Annotated in this window: 21 protein-coding genes and 3 pseudogenes; 2 read left to right on the forward strand and 22 right to left on the reverse strand. The window is 58.7% G+C overall.

Features of this window, described 5'->3' with window-relative positions; translation table 11 throughout:
- Positions 1-934: 934 nt before the first annotated feature.
- Positions 935-1,651 (reverse strand): SPASM domain-containing protein, encoded by a 717-nt coding sequence (locus tag EJ076_RS01790; RefSeq protein ID WP_224571099.1) that lies wholly within the window; start codon positions 1,649-1,651, stop codon positions 935-937.
- A 719-nt stretch (positions 1,652-2,370) separates the two neighbouring features.
- Here EJ076_RS01790 and EJ076_RS01795 point away from each other — a divergent pair.
- A pseudogene (locus tag EJ076_RS01795) lies at positions 2,371-2,606 on the forward strand (transposase); the annotation flags it as partial.
- A 16-nt stretch (positions 2,607-2,622) separates the two neighbouring features.
- Here the strand turns inward: EJ076_RS01795 and EJ076_RS01800 are convergent.
- Both EJ076_RS01800 and EJ076_RS35080 read right to left on the reverse strand, forming a co-directional pair.
- Positions 2,623-3,369: a LuxR family transcriptional regulator gene (locus tag EJ076_RS01800; protein ID WP_063169365.1), complete on the reverse strand. Its 747-nt coding sequence runs from the start codon at positions 3,367-3,369 to the stop codon at positions 2,623-2,625.
- Between the two features lie 354 nt (positions 3,370-3,723).
- On the reverse strand, positions 3,724-4,026 hold the full coding sequence (locus EJ076_RS35080; protein WP_127262113.1) for a hypothetical protein: 303 nt from the start codon (positions 4,024-4,026) through the stop codon (positions 3,724-3,726).
- Here EJ076_RS35080 and EJ076_RS01805 point away from each other — a divergent pair.
- The gene (locus EJ076_RS01805) at positions 4,006-5,808 is read left to right on the forward strand and encodes an ABC transporter ATP-binding protein (RefSeq protein WP_063169366.1); all 1,803 of its coding nucleotides are present in this window, start codon (positions 4,006-4,008) and stop codon (positions 5,806-5,808) included. The two genes, EJ076_RS35080 and EJ076_RS01805, sit on opposite strands and share 21 nt — an antisense overlap.
- Before the next feature lie 597 nt (positions 5,809-6,405).
- Here the strand turns inward: EJ076_RS01805 and EJ076_RS01810 are convergent.
- From EJ076_RS01810 to nifE, 19 genes and pseudogenes are all read right to left on the reverse strand, one after another.
- Complete coding sequence (locus tag EJ076_RS01810) at positions 6,406-6,612, reverse strand: exopolysaccharide production repressor protein (protein WP_082826584.1); 207 nt, start codon at positions 6,610-6,612, stop codon at positions 6,406-6,408.
- On the reverse strand, positions 6,609-6,926 hold the full coding sequence (gene fdxB / locus EJ076_RS01815; protein ID WP_174800308.1) for a ferredoxin III, nif-specific: 318 nt from the start codon (positions 6,924-6,926) through the stop codon (positions 6,609-6,611). The genes EJ076_RS01810 and fdxB (EJ076_RS01815) overlap by 4 nt, the downstream gene beginning before the upstream one ends.
- Positions 6,923-7,126, reverse strand: coding sequence for a CCE_0567 family metalloprotein (locus EJ076_RS01820; RefSeq protein ID WP_063169367.1), 204 nt, complete (start codon positions 7,124-7,126; stop codon positions 6,923-6,925). Before EJ076_RS01820 ends, fdxB (EJ076_RS01815) begins: the two co-directional genes overlap by 4 nt.
- Before the next feature lie 46 nt (positions 7,127-7,172).
- Positions 7,173-7,609: pseudogene (locus EJ076_RS01825) on the reverse strand (DUF269 domain-containing protein).
- A gap of 324 nt (positions 7,610-7,933) precedes the next feature.
- On the reverse strand, positions 7,934-9,091 hold the full coding sequence (locus EJ076_RS01830; protein WP_063170386.1) for a TlpA disulfide reductase family protein: 1,158 nt from the start codon (positions 9,089-9,091) through the stop codon (positions 7,934-7,936).
- Positions 9,092-9,690: 599 nt separating this feature from the next.
- Entirely contained in the window at positions 9,691-10,704 is a 1,014-nt protein-coding gene (locus EJ076_RS01835) for a 1-aminocyclopropane-1-carboxylate deaminase (protein ID WP_024505903.1), read from the reverse strand.
- A gap of 236 nt (positions 10,705-10,940) precedes the next feature.
- Positions 10,941-11,240, reverse strand: coding sequence for an exopolysaccharide production repressor protein (locus EJ076_RS36095; RefSeq protein WP_082826585.1), 300 nt, complete (start codon positions 11,238-11,240; stop codon positions 10,941-10,943).
- Positions 11,212-11,527, reverse strand: a pseudogene (gene fdxB, locus EJ076_RS01845) (ferredoxin III, nif-specific). Before fdxB (EJ076_RS01845) ends, EJ076_RS36095 begins: the two are co-directional and overlap by 29 nt.
- Positions 11,524-11,682: a CCE_0567 family metalloprotein gene (locus EJ076_RS01850; RefSeq protein WP_224571204.1), complete on the reverse strand. Its 159-nt coding sequence runs from the start codon at positions 11,680-11,682 to the stop codon at positions 11,524-11,526. Before EJ076_RS01850 ends, fdxB (EJ076_RS01845) begins: the two are co-directional and overlap by 4 nt.
- A 90-nt stretch (positions 11,683-11,772) precedes the next feature.
- Positions 11,773-12,216: a DUF269 domain-containing protein gene (locus EJ076_RS01855; RefSeq protein WP_224571203.1), complete on the reverse strand. Its 444-nt coding sequence runs from the start codon at positions 12,214-12,216 to the stop codon at positions 11,773-11,775.
- Between the two features lie 320 nt (positions 12,217-12,536).
- Positions 12,537-13,682, reverse strand: a complete 1,146-nt coding sequence (locus tag EJ076_RS01860) for a TlpA disulfide reductase family protein (RefSeq protein WP_063170388.1) — start codon at positions 13,680-13,682, stop codon at positions 12,537-12,539.
- Between the two features lie 272 nt (positions 13,683-13,954).
- Complete coding sequence (locus EJ076_RS01865; protein ID WP_024505270.1) at positions 13,955-14,332, reverse strand: hypothetical protein; 378 nt, start codon at positions 14,330-14,332, stop codon at positions 13,955-13,957.
- 13 nt (positions 14,333-14,345) lie between these two features.
- Positions 14,346-15,644: a SidA/IucD/PvdA family monooxygenase gene (locus EJ076_RS01870; protein WP_063169368.1), complete on the reverse strand. Its 1,299-nt coding sequence runs from the start codon at positions 15,642-15,644 to the stop codon at positions 14,346-14,348.
- A gap of 842 nt (positions 15,645-16,486) precedes the next feature.
- The gene (locus tag EJ076_RS01875; RefSeq protein ID WP_063169369.1) at positions 16,487-17,359 is read right to left on the reverse strand and encodes a universal stress protein; all 873 of its coding nucleotides are present in this window, start codon (positions 17,357-17,359) and stop codon (positions 16,487-16,489) included.
- A gap of 95 nt (positions 17,360-17,454) precedes the next feature.
- Positions 17,455-18,159: a response regulator transcription factor gene (locus EJ076_RS01880; RefSeq protein WP_224571202.1), complete on the reverse strand. Its 705-nt coding sequence runs from the start codon at positions 18,157-18,159 to the stop codon at positions 17,455-17,457.
- Between the two features lie 107 nt (positions 18,160-18,266).
- Positions 18,267-18,746 (reverse strand): NifX-associated nitrogen fixation protein, encoded by a 480-nt coding sequence (locus tag EJ076_RS01885; RefSeq protein WP_024505267.1) that lies wholly within the window; start codon positions 18,744-18,746, stop codon positions 18,267-18,269.
- A 16-nt stretch (positions 18,747-18,762) separates the two neighbouring features.
- Positions 18,763-19,260 (reverse strand): nitrogen fixation protein NifX, encoded by a 498-nt coding sequence (nifX, locus tag EJ076_RS01890; RefSeq protein WP_063169371.1) that lies wholly within the window; start codon positions 19,258-19,260, stop codon positions 18,763-18,765.
- Entirely contained in the window at positions 19,257-20,609 is a 1,353-nt protein-coding gene (gene nifN, locus EJ076_RS01895) for a nitrogenase iron-molybdenum cofactor biosynthesis protein NifN (RefSeq protein WP_024505265.1), read from the reverse strand. Before nifN ends, nifX begins: the two co-directional genes overlap by 4 nt.
- 8 nt (positions 20,610-20,617) lie before the next feature.
- Entirely contained in the window at positions 20,618-22,102 is a 1,485-nt protein-coding gene (gene nifE / locus EJ076_RS01900) for a nitrogenase iron-molybdenum cofactor biosynthesis protein NifE (RefSeq protein ID WP_024505264.1), read from the reverse strand.
- Between the last annotated feature and the right edge of the window lie 23 nt (positions 22,103-22,125).

Consider the following 22,125-nt stretch of genomic DNA (forward strand, 5'->3'; position numbering starts at 1 on the left):
GTGATGCCGGCATCCTCATCAAATATTGTTGGGTTGCGTTGCCCTCCATTCGGATGCTTTCGAATGTGCTGCAACAGGATGGCTTCTAAAGCTTCCGCGAAAGCATCGCTACTATGGCATCAGGTAGTTGACGTACCCACCCTTCGCTGCCCATAGCGCTCCGGACAAATGAATGAGTCCAAGGAGATCAGCAGGGTCGCGTCGCCAGAGGTTGTGTCGCTCGGCGGTAGCGAAGCCGCTCGCGAGCGCGCTCCTCAATAGCGCCGTAGCGAGCGAGCGGCTTCGCGGCGGTCATCAATATTCGCCGTTCAACCTCGGGCTGCGGACACCAACCTGATTCAAGAAACTATTTGATGACCGATGACACAGCGAAAGCCACGCTCTCTTTGAGAAGAATGCGGATTCCGATCTCTTGCGCGATGACTGGCCCGAGCCGCCGGATCAAGAGGGCGGGGCCGCCGTGGACCCCCTTGACGGAAAGCCCGTTCGTAGGCCAGGCGGAAGCAACCGGGAGACGCGCTGGCGAAGGGCCGCATCGGTTTCGAGAACGTCCACTACCGCGACGGCAACCATCCCCGGCCGCAGCTGGGCTGCTGCCTTCAGGCGAGTCGAAAAGGAGATCGTCCGGGAGGGTGAAGGCGTTGACGAGGTGAGCCGTGAGTAAGCAATCAAGCTCTGATCGGGATCGACTAACACTGTTTCCATCCGACCGATGGTTGACCTGTGATCGGCGTTACCTCAAGCTAGGCAGGCCGACAAGCTCGGTTGGAAGGCGAAGACCTTTCGATGAGCTCGTCTCCGAAATGCTCGAGGCCCACTGCCGCGCCTACAGGAACATACTGGCGTAACGTGAAAACACGATGGCGTCGCGGGCAGGTGCATCTGTCGTGGGGCCATCCGCACTGCCAGGCACGCCCTCTCGGCCGGCATGCACTCAGGTCCGGTCGTTTGGGTCGGCGAATTCACACATCCTGCAAAGCAGAAAACCATCTGCTCCATTCATGCGGTCGACGATTTCGCGAAAAACTGGCTTTTCAAACAGAGCGGAGTAACCCTCATATAGAAGGTTGCCCAATACGTGACGCCGTTCAAAATCCATAGAGCACAGGGTAACGTCGCCGTTTGGAAGAAGAACATTCCGATACTGTCGTGCGTCCACGCAGGTTAGGGCTCCGACCACTGGCTGACGTGGTGCAACGATCTTAGGGTCGACGCTTCCACCCCTACTGCTCACCGGCCGCGCTTTTATCAGGGCTTCGGTAGGAATAATGTCGGCTATATCTGGGTGGGGCTCGCCCAAGGCCACGAATCGGATCAAGGGGATGTCCGCGTCGACGAGTTGACGAACCAGATCGCGATACTTGTCTCCGACCAGGCGGCTGTTCATGTAGGTGCCGTCATCGAAAACATGGACCACGAATACGCCCAAGCGCAAGGCTTGCAATCGCTGCAGGTCCTGCCCGTTCATTCCCACCAGCGTCGTAAAAATCCTGATGCCATGGCCTTTGGCGAAGGCGTGCTCCACCATTTCGGTACAGTCCGGATTGAGCCAAGGTTCGGAGTATCCCGCAAAACCAATGTCGACGGAAGTCGGTACGCGGGCCAGACACCGCTTGAAATCTTCAAGATCCAGATGACTCGCATGAGACACTTTTCTTTGCCGGACCGCGAACTTGTCCTGGGGACAATATGAACATCCTACGACGCATCCCGTGGTCGTCGTTATCTCCAAAACCCTGCCGGCTGTGTTTGCTGAGCGAAGTTCCGGTAAAATCACTGGTGATTACTCCCATCTACTTCCTGCGAAGCGCCACGATGGTGTGCGTGTGCCTTTGGCTTTCTGATACCGCCTGCTGATCTACCGAGGCAACGCAGACATCTACCCTTTTTGGCAGCCTAAGCCGCCCGGTTCACCGATTTGCCGGGCCGACCCTTCACAAACTTCCAGCGCGTCGGACCAGAGACAGCATTGCATCTTTCGAGGCATCACTCGCTCCGGAGATGTAGCCTCAACCGTTGGTCGCTGGCCCGTCGCCGAGATGCGCGCGCAGCACCCTCGAACCCGCCGGAGAGAAGCTTTCTGGATGCCGTCGATCATCCTTCATCGAGCGAGTTCCGTGTTCTCATGCGGGTCAGCCCTCACACTATATTGCCGCACATCGACCAGCAAAGGCCGAGCTAGTGCGCCTGGCGCGCAGTTACTGCGAGATAGGCTTCGAAAAGCCCGACAGGGCTAAGACGCTCCGCTGTATTGAACCCGAAATGTTTTCTGACAGCTGTCAGATTTTGGACACACATCACTCATCGTCAGTCGCTTAATACGGATGGTAATTTCTTCCAGGAATCGGTGACATTGAACACCACCCTGTCATGACCGCCCAATCTCAGCGAAGCGAACTCAGCATCGCCACCAGGACCAAGCCTGAAGATAAATCCGCCGTAGCAGCGTCAACGACATTTTGCTTTCGAAGCCGGATGGATTGCACGAGGTGATTCGCGCCGTGATGCAGGAGGTGCTCGAGGCCGAGATGGACGAGGCGCTGGGTGCTTCGAAGAGCGAGCGCACGCCGGAGCGTCTCGGCTATCACGCGCGCTACTACGGGCGGAGAACTAGCTGCGCACCTACGGCGGTTGGATAATCCCAAGGTTCAAAGCTTTTACAACAGCTACCGTTCTGCTGGTCGCATCCAACTTCCGCATTACATTTTTTAAATGGAAATCTATCGTATTTCGTGATCTGCCTAAAATAGTTCCTATTTCCCAAGATGATTTTCCTTGTGACACCAAATCAATGCACTCTATTTCTCTCGGAGACAGGTTATGAGCTCGTTCCGACGCAGTCGTAGTGTCGAACTTCGTAACCATCCGATGAAACCGCAGCGCGGCCATTTGCAGGTAGGTGATCGCTCTATTCTGCAATTCGCAGTCCGAGGATTGAGCAAAACTCACAAACCTAAAGCTGCCACCAGGGCCATGTAATGGGACGGTAACGCCTGACCTCAAGCCGAATGTTGCTGCTTCGTCCAAGACGCGGCGTCCATCTTCAGTTATGTTTTCATCAGTATACACCTCGCTCCATCGAAAGGGTCCCGCCTCCTTTCGACCTTTCTTGATGAGGGGGTCTATTTTGGCATAGCCCATTCTCGAGTAGCGCTCCTGCCATTCAGCAGGATAATTCCACATCACCACAGAACCCTCCCGGTTCGGCTTGAAAGCCCTCTCTGATGCGAGCGGCCCATAGGCAATCCACGGGCAATCGAAATTCAGCGCAAACGCAGACAACAGTTCGAACAACTGTTCGGATTGAGCGACATCATCAGTCATCTTGAGGAATAGGTCTAACTCCACCGCAATCCGCCGGAGTTCCATGATGTCTCCTTCATTGCGTTCTCATTGGTGCACAGTTTGCTCCAACCCAGCCTCGCAACATCCGAAGTCAACGGGACTCGAGCCGGAGTTCCTTCCGCCACCTGGAGTACCCTCAAGAGTCGTGCCAGCTTGCGAGCGAAGCTTCTCCTTCAGGTCGTCAATCGACGGGGGAGGTACCCAGGAGGCGAACCGACAGCACTGTGTCGGGGAGCGCACAATCCGACAGTCGAGCATTCGATTGACGGAATATGGGCAGGAAAGTATTCGCGGCGCGCTTTTGAAATCAGCACCTAAGTGCCGGGCCTGAGAAAGCTGCATTGCAACTGTACTTATTTGATCGAGGCAAGAACAAGCTCAAAATTCAATCGATACATCGACCTTCTTTTCCAATCTCCCGAGTTGAGCAGCCGTAGCAATCGTATCGACTGGATGGCGGCTGACTTTCTCCAGGCTCGGTAACCTGCTGAATTTGTCCTTCGGATGTTCCCGCTCAGTTGGCACGACTTTTGAACTCACCGTCGTGAGGCGGCAAGAGCTGCCCGCCAAAATTGATGCTGTTATGGGGGAGGTCGAAATTCCAGTTTTGTCTTTTATCGTCTTTGGGACCGAGCGTGTTGATGCGCCCGCTTGGAAACTATGAGACGTTTCCCCGTCCATGGGCGCGGCGCCACTTGTCGCGACGTTTTCGCCTTCACTGTTCGCCTCTGGAACAGGCAGCCGGCCCGGCTCGCGATCATCATGACCGCGATGCTCGCCTCCACGCTGGCTGACGTGTTGATGCCGCTCTATTCTGGCCGACTCATCGACGCTGTTTCTCGTGCTGCTAATGCGGCAGCACCAGCTTCGGATTCAGCTGTTGCAGCATTCTCTGTACCGATTGCATTGGCACTCGGTGGCATTGCCATGCGCCACGTCGCCTTCATTGGCCTGAGCGACCTGGTGTTGAAAATGATTTCCGACGTCGCGACCGAAGCGTTCCATCATGTGCAGCGCTTTTCGACAGACTGGCATGCAAACAGCTTCGCCGGCTCGACAGTGCGCAAGATAACGCGCGGCATGTGGGCGCTCGACCTCCTCAACAGCACGATACTCGTCACGCTGCTCCCGTCGTTTGTCATCTTGATCGGCTCGACGGTGCTGCTCGGCTGGCACTGGCCGGTCATGGGCGTGATCTTTGCTTGCGGCTCTCTCGTCTACCTTGCGTTTTCGATTTCGCTGTCGCTCGGCTATGTCGCGCCAGCGGCGAGCCTTGCCAACCGATGGGACACAAGGCTCAGCGGCGCGCTTGCGGACGCGGTCAGTTGCAACGCTGTGGTCAAGGGCTTCGGCGCAGAGGTTCGCGAAGACGAGCGGCTTGCAAATATCATGACGAAATGGCGGCACCGCGCGCGCCGGAGCTGGGTGCGCGGAACGATCATCGGCTCAACCCAAGGCGTAACTTTGGTTGCGCTCAGGGTGGCGGTGGTCGGATATGCCCTGCTTCTGTGGTCGCATGGACAGGCAACGCCGGGCGAGATAGCATATGTTCTCACGTCCTTCATCGTCCTGCAGGGCTATCTGCGTGATGCCGGCATGCATGTCCGCAACGTGCAGCACTCGGTTAATGATATGGAAGAACTGGTGGCCATCCACAATCAGCAGGTGGATGTTGCCGATCGTCCAGAGGCCAAGCCGATCCGGATCACGAACGGCCGTATCGATTTCGAGAACGTCCACTTCCGCTACGCCAACCATCCCCTGCCGCTCTATAGCGAATGTTCGCTGTCGATTGAAGCTGGCGAAAGGGTTGGGTTGGTTGGACCCTCCGGTTCCGGCAAGACAACATTCGTGAAGCTGATCCAGAGACTCTACGACCTGAGCGGCGGCCGGATCCTGATAGACGGTCAGGACGTCTCGGAGGTGACCCAAGAGTCCCTTCGTTCGCAGATCGCGATCGTGCAGCAGGAGCCGATCCTGTTTCACAGGTCGCTTGCCGAGAACATCGCCTATGGCCGGCCTGGCGCGAGCCAGGCCGAGATCGAGCAAGCGGCACGACTGGCAAGTGCCCACGAATTCATCGCGCCCCTGCCGAAGGGCTATGGGACATTGGTCGGCGAAAGGGGTTTGAAGCTCTCCGGCGGCGAGCGCCAGCGCGTGGCGATCGCGCGCGCCTTCCTCGCGAACGCGCCGATCCTTATTCTGGACGAGGCCACATCGAGCCTCGATTCGGAATCCGAGGTGCTCATTCAACAAGCGGTGGATCGGTTGATGGTGGGCCGAACCACACTCGTCATCGCACACCGGCTGTCGACGGTCCGCTCGCTCGATCGGCTGCTCGTCTTCGACCGTGGCCGCATCATGGAGGACGGCGATCATGCCGCCCTGATCAATCTCGATGGTGGCATTTACCGCCGCCTCTTCGAACGGCAGGCGTTGGAACTCGCGAAGGGCCTGGCCTGATCGCTAAACCGGCTTGCGCGATGCGCCGAGCCGTTGCCGGAGAGGGGTGTGGCAGTGACGAGCGGCGGGCGTTAGGCGGCAAAACCAGCACGGCCGGAACTGTCCGCCAAACGGGCGAGCGGGAATGCACCACGTCTAAGCTTCGGCGAATGCGCGCAGTTACACGCGGGCACCGAATTGTCGCGCCTAACGGCGCACGCACCAAAAGGGCGGGAATGTCGACGGCCCGGGAAGAGTGCGGCCCTCGCCGTTACCCACATTTCGCCAAAGGAAGCGAAGTCAACGCACATTGAGAGGGCGGTGCTTCCCGGCCGGCCGGGATCCCTGTCGCTGGCCCAACCTACCGCACGCTGGCCACGTCAACGGTTCAAAGTCCCTTCGGTTCGCAAAGTCGTCCCCTTGGAGACCCGGAAGCGCAGGAGCTCCGACCGCAGTCTTCGCTCAACTCTGGCCATCTGCTCCGGGATTGGATTCCGTTCCCTTGCTAGCACAGTGGCAGCTGAGCACGAACTCGCCGGCCCCGTGTCTTTCGATTACGGCCAACGGGCTTAGGAAGAGATTGGATTCGCCGGCCCTCTGCGGAGCGAATGAACAGTTCTACAGATCATCGACGTCCGCGAAAAAGAGCACGCAGCCGAAATAGCAGGCCTGAAGCAGCAGCGAACAGGCCAGCGTCGTGACGACTGCCACACGGATCGAATCCAAAGCGAAGTAAACCATCGACGCATTGCTGCACAGGACCAGCCCCACGAGCCGACAAAAAGATGAAGTGCAACGCCGTTCTCCTGGTTTTCGCCAGATCATGTTGCGAGCTCGTCGGCCGCAACATGCGTCTGGCAGTTCTTGGGGCAGACGCGGCCGCAGGCTCCGCAGCCTATGCAGCGGCCGGCATCATCGACAACCATGATCATGCGATTGAGCTTGCCGTCGAAATCGTCGTCCTCGTCATCGCAGGGGCCGAGGATTTCACCCGCATCATCAACGCCGTGAAGATGCATGACATCGCGCGAGCAGACCTTGAAACAACGGCAGCAGCCGATGCAGGTCTTGCTATCGATGGAGGTCAGGTACGACGGCATCCAAATGGAGCCGTCACGGGTGGTGAATGTGCGCATCATCCTAAATTCTTCATTGAAGCGAGTTCTCTCTTGGCAACATCCAACTCGGCATAAACGGCTTGGGTTTTCTCGGCGACTTCCTGTATGTCGGCCCACTTGCCCGGCAGACCCTCGACAAGGTCCTGCAATGCCATCTTGGCAATAGCTGCACGCAACTGGAGCTTTCGGACTTTCTTCCTCATCTTATCTAGGTCTGACATAGATCCTTCCTGGAACAATGGTTTTGTTGATGCGCTCCATCTCGGGCTAGGCTTCAATGGCTGCAGTCGCATCGTCGACCAGTTTCGTACCGGCCTCAGCAAGTTTGCGGAAAGTCTCGAAGCCGAACCGGTGGACGTCTCGACAGAACGCCCAACCGCTGGAAGCCCGCAGGGGCTTCATTCCAATTATTGGCGACGTCGACACGCCGGAGCGCTCCTCGATCGCAAGCGCTACGGCGGTGTAAACATGTCGAGCCTCCACAGCGCGTCAGGATCGGGATCGCCGCCAAAGGGTACCGCACGTTGCTGTTGCTTGGTGATGATGAACTCGGCCAGCAGCTCGGCATCCGAATGGCCTTCCCATAAGCCGAAGGAATCCTGAGTACGAATGAGCCGCAGGAGGCATTTGACGAACGGGGAAGCAAGGGCCTCGTCGTCATTGTTGACAGCAGGGCCAACCGGAGGAATTTCGTTGTTCGTCATTTCAGTCTTCGTCTTCGAGGTACGATTTCCTTTTCCTGCGATGCCCACTCCGGGTCCGCTTGCGTGGCCGACGAATGGCTTGGGCGGGCCAACCCCAAGAGTGCCCCGTGGCCGACCTCGACATGTCCACGAGTGCGAGACCTGCGGCGCGAATTCGCGGCGCACATCGTCTGCGCCGCGATCCGACCGGTGGTCAACGCAATTGAAATCCAACCTTCCGCAAGCCGCCGCCCTGCTGCATCGACATACTTGCTGCGAAGAGAGCTTCGATGGGCGGATTGGCCAGTGTTCAATTCCAATTGTCAGTCCCTTCGCGATTCTTGCTCAGGAAGTGACTTCGTTTTGAGTTTCGGGTGCCTTCTTTTGCGGAGCCACACAAAGATCCGCGTGACAGGCAGGCTCACCCGTGTAGTTGGCCAGTGCTTCGAGCAATGGGGTAAGATAGTACTGTTTGGTGTGGTCCGGAATTGGCCCCAGCCGGTCCACCGATTTCAGTGCCACCTCGATCAACTCGATTGCGCGATCTTTGTTGCCGCTCTCGTAATAATACTGAGCTACCGGGAGGTACCGGAGGTATTTAAACGGGCCATCGCCGTTCGGGGGATTGAGTGCCAGTATCTGTTCCGAGAGCTCGTTGCCCATCGCAAAGCGCTCCGCGCGCGGAAGATGGGAATTGTCCATCGTGGGATCGAAGAGTTGGTTGAGGGCCAAGGCCATCCACGACACCGCGTCGGACGTTTTGTCGATCGCGTCCTCGACCAATTCTCGCATGACCGGCATGCCGGTCTTGATGTCGCGCAGCTTGTGAAGCAGAAGATCCGCATGAATCTGCCGGAACTCACAAGAGTCTGGCATCAAGGCGAGGCCTTCTTCGATGGCCAAGAGCGCCGCCGTCCAATCCTCGGCCTGCATCGCCGGCTCAAGTTTGGCGTATATCGGCCCGGTAAGCGACATTTCGCGCGCTGCAAGTTGGTTATGCGCGATGCGCTTTGCATCGGCGGCTTTCGCTTCATAGCTGCTGCGCCAGCTGCCGTTAAGGACTTTCGGCAAAACGTCATCGAGTTCCGCCGGGTGGCCGATAAAAGCGATGTGGCCGTCGCGGTCGACCACGAACGAGGTGGGAATCCCAATCGAAGAGCTGGGATCCATCCAGAGCTTGTTCATTTCGCCAATGTAATCGAACCCGATACGATAATTCAGATTCGGGAACTCCTCGGTCAGCCAGGCATCCACGTTGGTCCGCGCCTCGTCTGCGGTAGGACCCTGTTCGCAGGCGGCAACTCCGACCGCCTCAAATCCGCTGCCTTCATATTTCTCCTGCAGTTCGATCAAATGGGGCATGGCGTCGACACATGGTCCGCACCAAGTCGCCCAAAACTCAACGAGGTAGACCTTGCCGGGCCGAAAGTTCGTGAGGGGCTCGCCACGCAGCCAGTTCTCCACTTTGATCGCAGGAGCCGGGGACCCCATACGCAGTTCCATCTTGGTGTCCAAAGTCATTCCACACCTTTCGTCTCTTTTGTCGCGGAATATTTTCCAGTCAAAATCGGACACGGTCTCGAGGGCATCGCTCCCTCTGGCTTGCTTCAGCGAAGCTCTCACCGTGTTGCCGCACATCAAGCTGCAACGGAGGTGCCAATTCCCTCAGCTCCGGTAAGCGGCGGGAAATGCTTTGAAATTCTCCACGAGGCCAAATGCGGCCGATTGTCGTGAACCCGACATGTCTTCTGCCGCTGTCGGGTTTCGCCCTATCACTCTTGAGAGCTTGGACGGCTCGCCTGTGATTAGACTGGCCTCGGCCCTCGAGCAGTGGCAGTTTGGCGCCAGTTCGAAAGCGCGAACTCGCCGGCTTGGTCCTCGTGCCGCCACCGCCGCGTGTGGATTCTTGCCCCGGAGTCAAAATTCGCCTCGCGGTTGCCAACGGCGGCATGCGCTCAATGCGCGTGGCGTTGAGCACCGACAGCACGTAATGGTACCAATTAGTGGATGCCCGTCGCTGCCTCCACTTCTCCAGCCAAGCGCTCGAACGACGCTACCTACCCACGTTCGAGCGCGACCGCGGAATCGCAGACTGCCGAACGTCAGCCGTTGCGAAAGGTGTAGCCGTACCCGTTGATCGCCGGTGCGCCGCCTAGATGTGCGTAGAGGACCCTCGATCCCTGTGGAAAGAAGCCCCTCTGGACGAGGTCGATCATCCCTTGCATCGATTTGCCCTCGTAAACGGGGTCCGTAATCATGCCCTCGAGCCGCGCGCACAAACGGATTGCCTCTTTGGTTTCCTCCGATGGAACGCCATAACCCGGGTACGCGTAGTCCATGAACAACACCACGTCTGCCTCGACAATTTCCGCTCCGAGGTGGACGAGCTTCGCTGTATTTTGGGCGATGCCAAGCACCTGCGCCTTGGTCTTGGCGGGCATGGCGGAGGCATCGATACCGATCACGTTGCGCTGTCGACCATCCTTGGCGAACCCGACGAGCATGCCGCCGTGGGTTGAACCAGTCACCGTACAGACGACGATATAGTCGAAGGCAAACCCAAGCTGCTCTTCCTGGGCACGCACCTCCTCAGCGAACCCCACATAGCCCAGGCCGCCGTATTTGTGGACAGAGGCGCCGGCAGGTATCGCATATGGCCTGCCGCCCCTTGCCTTGACTTCATAAAGTGCCTTTTCCCAGCTGCGGCGGATGCCGATGTCAAAGCCCTCGTCAACCAGGCGCACCTCTGCCCCCATGATGCGGCTCAAGAGGATATTGCCGACCCGGTCGTAGACAGCATCATCATGTGGGACCCAGCTCTCCTGGACCAGGAGGCATTTCATGCCGATCTTGGCGGCGACCGCAGCGACCATGCGCGTATGGTTGGACTGCACGCCACCGATTGTGACGAGCGTATCGGCATCTGACGCGATCGCGTCGGGCACAATGTATTCGAGCTTGCGCAGCTTGTTTCCGCCGAACGCGAGACCGGAGTTGCAGTCCTCGCGTTTGACGTAGATTTCCACCTTGTCGCCCAGATGCTTGCCGAGGCGGTCGAGCCTCTCGATCGGCGTGGGTCCAAAGGTGAGCGGATAACGTTCGAATTTTTCCAGCATGCTATCTCCAGCAAAAAAGTACCTGAACCTGCTACGCACCGGTCAGCCCAGGGGTATGGTCGCGTGTTAGCCGAACACAGATTCCCTATACGATCAGCTCAGTCATCAGAGGGTGACCAAAATTGGTGTGGGTCTGAGCACTGATCCTGTCATCCGCGCATCAAAGCAGCAGCACATGCTGGGCATTCGACCAAGCCGGGACACAGCTGAAAATTGCATTCCGCAGTTGATCAGAGTCAGACGACTGGTACCCGAGCTTTCCTGTAACCATCGGCATGCTGGCCCCTGTGGCGAGTTCCACGAGCGCGGCTAGAGGACTGCCAGATCAGAAAGAGCACGCGGCCGAAGTAGCCGGCCTGAAGCAGCAGCGAACAGGCCAGCGTCGTGACGACTGCCACACGGAGCGAATCCAAAGCGAAGTAAACCATCGACGCATTGCTGCACAGGACCAGCCCCACGAGCCGACAAAAAGATGAAGTGCACGCCGCTCCCCTGGTTTTCGCCAGATCATGTTGCGAGCTCGTCGGCCGGAACATGCGTCTGGCAGTTCTTGGGGCAGACGCGGCCGCAGGCTCCGCAGCCTATGCAGCGGCCGGCATCATCGACAACCATGATCATGCGATTGAGCTTGCCGTCGAAATCGTCGTCCTCGTCATCGCAGGGGCGAGGATTTCACCCGCATCATCAACGCCGTGAAGATGCATGACATCGCGCGAGCAGACCTTGAAACAACGGCAGCAGCCGATGCAGATTTGCTATCGATGGAGGTCAGGTACGGCGGCATCCAAATGGAGCCGTCACGGGTGGTGAATGTGCGCATCATCCTAAATTCTTCATTGAAGCGAGTTCTCTCTTGGCAACATCCAACTCGGCATAAACGGCTTGGGTTTTCTCGGCGACTTCCTGTATGTCGGCCCACTTGCCCGGCAGACCCTCGACGAGGTCCTGCAATGCCATCTTGGCAATAGCTGCACGCAACTGGAGCTTTCAGACTTTTTTCCTCATCCTATCTAGGTCTGACATAGATCCTTCCTGGAACAATGGTTTCTTGATGCGCTCCATCTCGGGCTAGGCTTCAATGGCTGCAGTCGCATCGTCGACCAGTTTCGTACCGGCCTCAGCAAGTTTGCGGAAAGTCTCGAAGCCGAACCGGTGGACGTCTCGACAGAACGCCCAACCGCCGGAAGCCCCCACGGGTTTCATTTCTATTGTCGGCGACGTCGACACGCCGGAGCGCTCCTCGATCGCAAGCGCTACGGCGGTGTAAAACATGTCGAGCCTCCACAGCGCGTCAGGATCGGGATCGCCGCCAAAGGGTACCGCACGTTGCTGTTGCTTGGTGATGATGAACTCGGCCAGCAGCTCGGCATCCGAATGGCCTTCCCATAAGCCGAAGGAATCCTGAGTACGAATGAGCCGCAGGAGGCATTTGACGAACGGGGAAGCAAGGGCCTCGTCGTCCCCGTGGACAGCAGGGCCAACCGGTTCATGAGGAATTTCGCTTTTCCCCAATTTCAGTACTCCTCTTGAAGGACGATCTCTTTTTCTGCGATGTGTGGTTCGGGCGCTTGCGTGGGCGGGGAATGGCTTGGGCGAGCCGATCCCACGCAACAGTGTCCCGTGGCCGACCTCGAGCACGTCCACCAATGCGAGACCTTTCACCGCGGCGCGAACGCCTGCGCCGCGGTTCGACCCGAGGTAAACGCAATGGAAATTCCACCTGCCGCAAGCCGCGCACTTTTGCGGCATCGACGTTATTGCTGCGAAGTGCGCCTGGGCGGGCGGATTTGCCGGTGTTCAATTCCAATTGTCATGCCCTTCGCGATCCTTGCTCAGGAAGTGACAGCGTTTTGAGTTTCGGAAGTCTTGTTTTGCGGAGCCACACAGAGACCCGCGTGACAGGCAGGCTCACCCGTGTAGTTGGCCAGGGCTTGGAGCAACGAGGTGAGGTAGCGCTGTTTGGTTTGGTCCGGCACTGGCTCCGAATGGTCCAGCGATTTGATTGCCACCTCGATCAACTCGATCGCCCGGTCCTTGTTGCCGCTCTCGTAATAATACTGAGCGACCGGAAAGTAACACCCGAATTTAAAGTCTCCATCGCCTTGCGGAGGATTAAGTTCCAGGATCTGTTCGGAGAGCTCCTTGCCCATCGCAAAGCGATCATCATGCGGAAGATGGGAGTTGTCGATCGTGGGATGGAAGAGTTGGTTCAGCGCCATCACCACCCAAGACATCGCTTCGAACTTTTTGTTGATCGCGTCCTCGACCAATTCGCGCATAAGCGGCAAGCCGGTTTTGATGTCGCGCAGCTTGTGAAGCAGAATATCCGCATGAACCCGCCGAAAATCAAAAGAGTCTGGCATCACGGCGAGGCCTTCTTCGATGGCCAATAGTGCCGCTGCCCAATCCTCGTCCTGCATCGCCGGCCCAAGTTTGGCGTATATCGGCTGACTCAGCGACGATTCGCGCACACGCGAGATTCGCTTTGCATCGACGGCTTTCGCTTCATAGCTGCTGCGCCAGCTGCCGTTAAGGACTTTCGGCAAAACGTCATCGAGAGGTGCCGGGTGGCCGATATAAGCGATGTGGCCGTCGCGGTCGACCACGAACGAGGTGGGAATCCCGAACGAAGAGCTGGGTTCCAGCCAGAGCTTTTTCATTTCGCCAGTGCAATCGAACGCTGTCCGATAATTCAGATTCGGGAACTTCTCGGTCAGCCAGGCATCCACGTTGGTCCGCGCTTCGTCCGCGGTTGCAGCCTTTTCGCAAGCTGCGACTCCGATAATCTCAAATCCGCTGTCTTTATATTTCTCCTGCAGTTCGATCAAATGGGGCATGGCGTGGACACATGGTCGGCACCAAGTCGCCCAAAATTCAACGAGGTAGACCTTGCCGGGCCGAAGGCTCGTGAGGGGCTCGCCACGCAGCCAGTTCTCCACTTTCAGCGCAGGAGCCGGGGACCCCATACGCAGTTCCATCTTGGTGTCCAAAGTCATTCCACACCTTTCGTCTCTTTTGTCGCGGAATATTTTCCAGTCAAAATCGGACACGGTCTCGAGGGCATTGCTCCCTCTCGCTTGCTTCAGCGGAGCTCTCACCGTGTTGCCGCACATCAAGCACGGCAAAGGGCATGCCAACCCTTCTTAGCTTCGGCAAGCGCCGGTACCGCCTTGAATAAGCGAGCCCTAACACGGCCAGCTGACGTTAACCTGAATGTCGGCTTTCGACGGCTCACCTTAGCGGCTGCCGTTTAGGAAGGTGAGAGTTTGGCTGGCCCGCTGGCGATAAGACCGGCTTCGGCGTCCTGGAGTAGTCGCACTTCGGCGATGGGGTCGAAAGTGCGGGAGAGGCTCGGTACCCTTGCAGCCACCGCCGCATGTGGCCCGGCGTCATAATTCGCGTCGCGGTTGCCAACGGCGGCGTTGGGCTCGATCCACGTGGCGTTGAGCCCGACAGCACGTAAAGCTGCATCGTGATTGAATGCCCTTTGCTGTTTCACGCCAAGCAGGAGTCGCGCGACGCTACCTTGCTCAAGCGCGAGCAGAGCGATCTGACGCCGTAGGAATATTGCTCGTCCCGCTTTTGCCGCCAGAGGCGGAAATCTTTCCTGAATGCCACCGCCGATCATCAATATCGACGAATCATATCCCGCTGCCCATTTGTTCGACTCCGAGGTCGGGCCAGCACTCCGTCAAGGGACGGTTGATGAACCCTAGATGCTCGGGATTGGCGCATGGCGCGCGCCGCAGAAGGCTGTCAAGGATGCGGCGCGCTCGCCAGGCCAGCAGCCCAAAGTTCGGATCAGCCAGCCCGCGCTGTCCAAGGCAGGCGTTCTGAACGAAAAGGCGTCGGTCTCGCGGTCCGTCCCAGTACACCGAAAAATCCTCGCCGATGGCGAGCTCATTGCCGATCTGTTCGAGGCGATCTGCGATCGGTTCTAGGAAACCCGGCAGCGGTTTCTCGTACCCGGTGGCCAGGATGACGATATCGGCGGTTACTTCTCCGATGTTGTCCAAGCCGCGTTGCAGCGTGAGCCTGTGCCCTGCTCCGGCATTGATGCAGCGCGACACGTTGCAACTTGGCCGCAATGTGATCTCGCATTGGTGTGGCTCGAGAAAGGCGTGGTGGTAGAGCGCCTGATAGACCGCGCGCAACTTGCTTTCTGAAATGCCCTCGGAGGCAAGCGCGAAACGCCGCAGGAACAGCTGTCGATGCACCTCGCTCATCGCAGCAAAACGATCCGAGAAGCATGGCGTGAACAGCCCGTTTGTGAACGCGTGGTCGTCGAAAGGCATCTCGCGCGTCAAGACCCATGTGATCGCCGCGGGCCGCCGTTCTTTCGGCCGGCCGACAAGGTGCAGTAGCAGCTCGGCTCCCGACTGTCCGCCGCCAACAACGCAGACATGCTTTTTTTGCACCTCAGGATTGATGTGGGCCAACTCAGATGAGTGGAACAGGTTGGGTCCAGTCCAGCCATGAAACTGAGGCGGAATTTGCGCCTGCTTGCCTATGTCGATGACGAGGTTTCTTGCATCAAGGACCGCGTTGTCCGTCCGCACGCGAAACTCGCCGTCAAAGCGGATTTCGCGAACGGCCTCGCCGCCACGGACAAGCGGATTCTTCTGGAACGCCCAGTTGAGATATTGGGCGAACTCGGCTCTAAGCACCCCGTGAAATTGCGCATTGAGGAAATTGTAAAGACGCCCGTTCTCGTGGAGGTAGTTTACGAATGTGTAGGCTGATCGCGGATTGACCAGAGTAACCAGATCCTGGAAGTGGCCGACCTGGAGCTCCGCGCAATCGAAAGCGCTGCCTGGATGTCCTCGGAAATCGACCTCCCGGTCCAGGAACAGTGCCCCTTGCGCAATCTCTTCCTGTATCTGACACGCAAGGCTCAAATTAGATGGTCCAGCACCCACACCAATACAAAAGAGGTCCACTTATCCTTACTCCTCTAGGAGTGTTTTCCAACTCAGCGGCATGTTGACGTCGATTGCCGGGCATTGAGCAATGCGAACCTCACAGGCATGCTTGAGCCGCGGTCCCGACTGAGAGGACAGCAAAAGCGTGTGCCGCCTTCCAGGTCTTGGGCTCAATGTCGGCGGCATCGACAGCGGCGCGGCGTGATCCGAACCCAAGAGCAGAAGGAAAGTGTGTGATGCTGTCGCGCGGCTCTTCCGGATCTTACGGCGGCTTCTAGCGCCGGCCTCCACCCCAGGAGTGGCTGTTTCCCTGCCACGACGGAAGCGGCTCTTTCTTTCGAGGGGCGTAACCATGGATAACGGCTCTTAATGCTTTCGGAGACTCCCATGCATGCGGCGTGCCGGATAAAGACCTGTCAAACCAACGAGTTCGCGCAGTTCCAGCTCGTCTGGAATCCGACATTGTCGCACGCCCGACGATCGGGCAGGGGAAGCTCCGCGGCAGCGGCCCTTGCACACCGCAGGCTGACAGGGACAGCCGCCGATTTGACGCGCGTCCGGGTACTGATAAGGGGCCTTCCAACAGGGTTCGCGCACGAGGCGGGGTCTCCTGGTACACCCGCCCTGTGGCTTGGCTGCGGTCTGCTGCAGCCGTTCGTCTTTACTGCCCGTTGCGGACGATCTCGCACGAGTTGGTTCACGAGAGCGTCGTGAAGCAGTCGAGGCGTCCGGTTTGGCTCTGACAAGCGTCGCAAGATGTTCGCGGATCCAGCCATGTCTCCGCAATCCGACCGGTAACCGACGACGACTTCGGACTGGTTGGCGGTCCTACGACCTGATCGGTGTTCCTACGGAGCTGATCAGCGAGCCAAAAACAGCGGCAATGTGGTCTTCCCAAAGCTCCAGCTCGGCGGACCGCCGAAAATCCGCTCACGCAGCCCACGGCTGCCATAAGCACCCATAACCATCATGTCAGCACAGATGTCGTTCGCGTGCTGGGTCAGCACTGTGCCCGCCGATTTGCCGGCGCTCTTAAGCAGGTCAACGGAGACCCGAGCACCGTGCCGAGTAAGATAGGCAGCGATGTCAGCTCCAGACTGCGCGCCTTTCCCGTTGTTTTGCGCCTTTGGATCGACCATAGCGACACAGACTTCCTTGGCAGCGGATAGGATACTAAGAGCTTCCCGAACCGCACGCGAGGCCTCTACACGCGAATCCCAGCCGACCAGCACGCGTCGAGGCGACAGCGTCGCCTTAACGCCCTTCGGCACGATGAGCACCGGCTTTCCGCTATCGAACAAGCAGCCGTTGACAACAGGAGGTCCGAGAGTCTCATCGTTGAGGAGGTCTCCTCCAACGATCGTCAGGTCAGCGCAGAGCGCCCGCTGTCGTGCCACTTCACCGAGGCTAGCCGGATCGCAATAGTCGGTGTCAACGTCACAGGAAAGCGACATAGCTTTCAGCCTTTTGAGGATATCCGCGGACCGTCTTTCCATTCTGGTCACGTCCTGTGAAAATTTCTCGATTTGCTGAAATCGATAGTTCGGTACTGCAATTGCCTGTGCACGTCCTGTATTCCATTCGGGGGGCGGAGACGACATCAAGAGCAATGGAGGCGGTATAATGAGTACCGATAGGTGCGCGCCGACCTCGGCACACAGTCCGGCAGCTGTTGTGAGGTCCTCATCAGAATGATCAGCACCCGTCACACTGAATATGCTTTTAAATTCCATTTGCCTGCTTCTCCTGGTCTTCGTTAGGAGCGCCTCAAAGCGGCAACACCGCTCTCAGGAGGAAGAGAGAGCGGCACCACGTTCGATCACCGATTTCAGTCGTCCGGCTTCTCGAGCGAGTAGCCGGCCGACCTGACGGTGCGAATGACGCTGCCGGGCAAGGCCGTTTTCAGCGCCCTCCTGATTCGGCTGATATGGACATCGACGGTGCGTGCACCGACATGAATGTTGGGCAGCCAGGCCGCCCCGATAAGCTCGTCCCGGCTGAAGACCTTGCCGGGGGCCTCAATCATAAGCCGCAGCACGTTGAAATCGATCCGTCCGAGATGGATGTCGTGGCCATTACCGCGAACCCGATGGGCATCGAGCTTCATCTCCAGGCCTCCACAACAAATCCAACTGTCGTTTTCAACCCCGTTCGGACCACGCTTGGTCAGCCCGAGCCTCGCCCGCAGGCAGTCGAGCAGCTTGGCCGGAGCCACCGGCCGCACAAAGCTCTCAACGCCTGCCTTCAAGAGATCGAGGTGCTGGTGCTCGGCGCCAGGCGCGATCAGGGCGATGATAGGCAGGTCGGTGGTGCGCGGTTCCCGCTTGAGGTGGGCGCAAATTGCGGACCCGTTTATGCTGGCTGGGTCGCAATCCAGCACTACGGCCTGAAGCTCCCGTTGTTCGGCCAAGGCCAGCGCAGCCTTCGCGCCGTCTGCCGTCTCACTGCTGAAACCGTCAACCTCCAGTATGTGGCTGTAGAGCAGATAGAACTCGGCATCTTGCGAGCAGATCAGGACCAGCGGCTTCTTCATCGGCGATACCCCAACAACCTGGTCGGCCTCGAGTCCCTGGATCGAGGGGACTGGCCAACATAGTTTCTCGGGTCCGTCATGATGGCCTTTCTCGAAAATCGCGCCCATCATGCCAGCGCCACGTGGGGAAAGGTTTCGATGACTGAAATCGCATCGTCGACCAGCTTCGTACCGGCCGTGGCGAGCTTCAGGAGCGTCTCGAAGCCAAACCGGTGGACATCGCGCAGCGTTTTGGACAAAACGACCAGCCGTCCGGTCGTGAAAAGCACCCGACCAAAACCCTCATGGCTCACCTGGATCATCGGCGATGCCATAAGGCCGCAGCGCTCCTCGATCGCAAGCCCGATGGCGGCGTAGTACTTGTCGAGCCTCCACAGCACGTCGGGATCGGGATCTCCGATGATTGGGATCCCTCGGCGCTGTTCCTTGGTAATGATGAAGTCGCCCAGCAGCTCAGCGTCCGCTTTGCGTTCCCACGAGCCATAGGAATCCTGAGAACGGATCAGCCGCACGAGGCATTTGACGAACGGGGTGCAAAGAGCCGCCTCGTCTTCGGCGACAGCTGGGGGGATTGCGGGGTCAGGCATTGGCGTCCTCCTCTTTTCAGTCCTCGTCCTCGAAGGACGGTTTCTTTTCGGCAATGCCCGCTCGCGCCAGCACCTTGCGCAGCCAAGGCGGAGGACACGTCCTGAGCATCATCTGCGTGCGCAAGAGCACCTGTGGGATCGATTGGGGCTCCGCCACTTTGATCGGGTGGATTTTTGCCGCGACAAGCTTGGCTGCCGAAGGGCCGCCAATTGCCAGACAAAACAGGATCTGACAGCCCTTGAGCGCATCCACCTTTGGCGTGATGCGATCATCGCGCTCGGCCCGATGCTCCCCGCTTTCATCGGACACGTCATCGAAGGCCACGGCTTCTACGAGATTCCATTCCTCGCGCGTCACGTCGTAGACAGCAAAGCGCCTGGCCGACCCGAAATGGGCGTTGAGGTCCTGCATGTCCTGAGTGGCGATCGCAACGCGCAATGCGCCCTTACGTCGTTCAGGCATCGGGGCGAAAACCTCACTACTGACCAGCGAGAGGCGGCGAACAGCGTTCATCGTGATATTTCTCGATTACGGAGTGGATCAAGCGCCTCAGGAGTGGGCGCGTGTTGGTTGGCCTGGAAGATGCTGGCGACCTCGAAGATCATGTCGCGGGTGCCCTGATAGAGAATTGCGAGCTTGTGCTGGCTGCCTAGTCGATCGAAGACCGGGAACCCGATGCGCATGAGCGGAATTCGGAGCCGCTCCGATGCTTGGCGCCCGTGCGAATGCGTGACAAGCAGGTCAGCACCGACGGCAAGACTTTCCAGATCGCCGAGATCGCCGATCTGAACCGAAACCGCCGGGACTTTCTCGAGAATTTTAGACCTGTCGGTCGTTGTGACGGCCGCGGCTATCTCGGAGCCGAGGCCAGCAAAGAAGGTCGCAAGTTGGAACAGCTGGTCTGGTTCGGCAGCGATGGCAATTTTCTTGCCGCCGAAATGGAAATGTCCGTCGAGCATCGCGTCCTGCAATTGCGCCCGGCGCCGGCGCACGCGGGCCGGTACCGCCGCGCCCGAAATCGCAGACAGCAGCGACACGAAGCGGTCCGTGTCCTGCAGCCCAGTCAGTGACTGGAACAACACGTAAGGCACGCCGGTCAACCCGTGCAGCGCTTTCGCCGGGCGGCGCATGTGCTCACCGATGGCGATGCATTGCATGGCCGTGCCCAACTCGCGAATGTCTTCGACGCTGGTGCCGCCGTATGTGGTCGCTACCCAGCGGTCAGGAACCGTACCGTCGAGCGAGCCTGAAATGTCGGGCAGAATAACCGGCTTGAGCCCAAAGCTTTCAACCATGTCACGCATATGCTCGATGTCGGCGACAGTGAGGTTGCATCCGGGCAGGATCGCGATCTTCTTCGGCTGCCGCGCACGTTCGCCCGAGCCTGTAATCCCTTTGATCATTGCGGTGACTGCCTTGGCCCAGCCCTCTTCGATCGCGCCGTCAAAATCCGGCGTGTTGGCCAGCACGACCTCCGTACCCGCAAGCTCTTGCGTGTGCTTCAGCTTGATGTTCGCAATATCACTCGCGCAATCTTCGCCACGCGTCTCCACCAGCGCGGTCGTGCACACCCCGATCAGCTTTGGCTTCGTGCGGTTCTTGAGGTTGAGGATGGCTTCTTCAAGATGGTCGGCAGCGCCGAGGATGGTCGCCACCTCATCCATCGCTGTTGTCTGCAATGGAATCGTTTCTTTGAAGTGCCGTACGAAGAGCACGAGCGCGAAGCTTGTGCATCCCTGGCTGCCGTGGAACAGCGGCATCGCGCCGTCGACCCCAAGAAAGGCAAAGGCGGCACCCAGCGGCTGCGACGACTTCAGCGGGTTCACCGCCGCGGATTTGGTCTGGGGAAGGATGCGGGCCATCGGTCGCCTCAACACTCGCTGAACTCGTGTGCCGTCGCGCCGGCGAATTCATCGAACAGGTGCCCGGACTCCTTCTTCGTGCATGGCAGTTCGTCTTTTAGATCAGGCTGGCAATCCCACGGGGCCGGCTGGCGCACCTGAGACCAGACCGGATTGTGAATGGCGAGGTCGATCTGGCGTACGAGTTCCACCATGCCGGCATAGCCGGCATAAGGGTGCTGGCGCTCCTGGTTGATATCGAGCCAGGGCGTCTTGGCCTTGAGCGCAATGAATTGCGTGCGACCGCCCGACAGCATGATATCGGCCCTGTGTTCAGAGAGCATGGCGTACAGCTCGCGCGCAGCCATGTATTCGAACATATGCTTGTCGTGCTTGAGAACTTGTTTGATGCGCTCCTTGTCCTGCACCGTAGATTTCTTGACCGAGGTGCCGACGATCTCGATTCCGATCTCCATCAGCGCACGGACAACCGACCAGGACTTCACACCGCCTGTGTTGAGCAGCACGCGCTTGCCTTGGAGCCTTTGCCGGTAGGATTCGAGTTTCTTCCACGCGATCGCCTCCTGCTGCGCGATCAGCGTCTCCGTGCGCTCGAGGATCTCCGGATCGGCGCCCTTCCTCACCAGCAGCCTGACAAGGTTGCGAAGAGCTTGCGATGTGTCGGAGATGCCATAGAAGGAGCCCTCGAAGAACGGGATGTCCCAGCGCTCCTCCATCTTGCGGGCAAGACTGATCAGCGCGGTCGAGCACACGATCATTGCCGCCCGGGCGCGGTGCGCGGAAGCAATGTCGCGGTAACGCGCATCGCCGGGAATGCAGGCGCGCACCCGGATGCCGAGCCGATCGAGGAGCGGCTTTACAAGCCAGAATTCGCCCGAGAGGTTGAATTCGCCAAGGATGTTGATGTCGTAGGGCCCGGGGTCGTCGGGTTCGACCGTGCCGATGACATGATCGAGCAACGCCTCGGCGGCGAGCTTGTTGCCGAGGTTCTTGGAGCCTGCCAGGCCAGGCGCATTGATCGGCACCACGGCCAAACCGAACTTTTCCGTGGCGCGTTTGCACACGGCCTCGATGTCGTCACCGATCAGCGCCGTTACGCAAGTTGAGTAGACGAAGATCGCCGGCGGCGCGTATGTGTGCTTGATCTCGCGGATCGCCTTGAAGAGTTTCCGCTCGCCCTGCCCCATCACCAGGTCGAGTTCGGTGAGGTCGGTCGTGAAGCTTGTCCGCCACAAGGTCGGCCCTGACGAAACCGCACCACGGTTGTCCCAAGAATTGCCCTCGCAGGCGAGCGGCGCATGGACCAGATGCGCAACGTCGGTGATCGGCTGCAGGACGATCTTGGCTCCGTCAAAGGCGCAGCCGCCGGCTGCCGCCCCTGGTGTCAGCGACTTCGAGCAGCCCTCCTTGCGCGCCTTGGCATCTTTGCCACGGTTCTTATCGCAGGCGGGCTCATCGAAGGCGTCCTTGATTTTGGCGCTGAGGGAGGACATCGCTCAGCCTCCCCAGTCCATTG

The organism is Mesorhizobium sp. M7D.F.Ca.US.005.01.1.1 (assembly GCF_003952545.1).
Taxonomy (GTDB): domain Bacteria; phylum Pseudomonadota; class Alphaproteobacteria; order Rhizobiales; family Rhizobiaceae; genus Mesorhizobium; species Mesorhizobium loti.

Excerpts from the sequence above, each read along its gene's own strand:
- EJ076_RS01800 (WP_063169365.1), bottom strand. The coding sequence starts at position 3,369 with ATGGAACTCCGGCGGATTGCGGTGGAGTTAGACCTATTCCTCAAGATG.
- EJ076_RS01805 (WP_063169366.1), top strand. The coding sequence starts at position 4,006 with ATGAGACGTTTCCCCGTCCATGGGCGCGGCGCCACTTGTCGCGACGTT.
- EJ076_RS35080 (WP_127262113.1), bottom strand. The coding sequence starts at position 4,026 with ATGGACGGGGAAACGTCTCATAGTTTCCAAGCGGGCGCATCAACACGC.
- EJ076_RS01810 (WP_082826584.1), bottom strand. The coding sequence starts at position 6,612 with ATGATCTGGCGAAAACCAGGAGAACGGCGTTGCACTTCATCTTTTTGT.
- fdxB (WP_174800308.1), bottom strand. The coding sequence starts at position 6,926 with ATGATGCGCACATTCACCACCCGTGACGGCTCCATTTGGATGCCGTCG.
- EJ076_RS01820 (WP_063169367.1), bottom strand. The coding sequence starts at position 7,126 with ATGTCAGACCTAGATAAGATGAGGAAGAAAGTCCGAAAGCTCCAGTTG.
- EJ076_RS01830 (WP_063170386.1), bottom strand. The coding sequence starts at position 9,091 with ATGGAACTGCGTATGGGGTCCCCGGCTCCTGCGATCAAAGTGGAGAAC.
- EJ076_RS01835 (WP_024505903.1), bottom strand. The coding sequence starts at position 10,704 with ATGCTGGAAAAATTCGAACGTTATCCGCTCACCTTTGGACCCACGCCG.
- EJ076_RS36095 (WP_082826585.1), bottom strand. The coding sequence starts at position 11,240 with ATGTTCCGGCCGACGAGCTCGCAACATGATCTGGCGAAAACCAGGGGA.
- EJ076_RS01860 (WP_063170388.1), bottom strand. The coding sequence starts at position 13,682 with ATGGAACTGCGTATGGGGTCCCCGGCTCCTGCGCTGAAAGTGGAGAAC.
- EJ076_RS01865 (WP_024505270.1), bottom strand. The coding sequence starts at position 14,332 with ATGATCGGCGGTGGCATTCAGGAAAGATTTCCGCCTCTGGCGGCAAAA.
- EJ076_RS01875 (WP_063169369.1), bottom strand. The coding sequence starts at position 17,359 with ATGGAATTTAAAAGCATATTCAGTGTGACGGGTGCTGATCATTCTGAT.
- EJ076_RS01880 (WP_224571202.1), bottom strand. The coding sequence starts at position 18,159 with ATGAAGAAGCCGCTGGTCCTGATCTGCTCGCAAGATGCCGAGTTCTAT.
- EJ076_RS01885 (WP_024505267.1), bottom strand. The coding sequence starts at position 18,746 with ATGCCTGACCCCGCAATCCCCCCAGCTGTCGCCGAAGACGAGGCGGCT.
- nifX (WP_063169371.1), bottom strand. The coding sequence starts at position 19,260 with ATGAACGCTGTTCGCCGCCTCTCGCTGGTCAGTAGTGAGGTTTTCGCC.
- nifN (WP_024505265.1), bottom strand. The coding sequence starts at position 20,609 with ATGGCCCGCATCCTTCCCCAGACCAAATCCGCGGCGGTGAACCCGCTG.
- nifE (WP_024505264.1), bottom strand. The coding sequence starts at position 22,102 with ATGTCCTCCCTCAGCGCCAAAATCAAGGACGCCTTCGATGAGCCCGCC.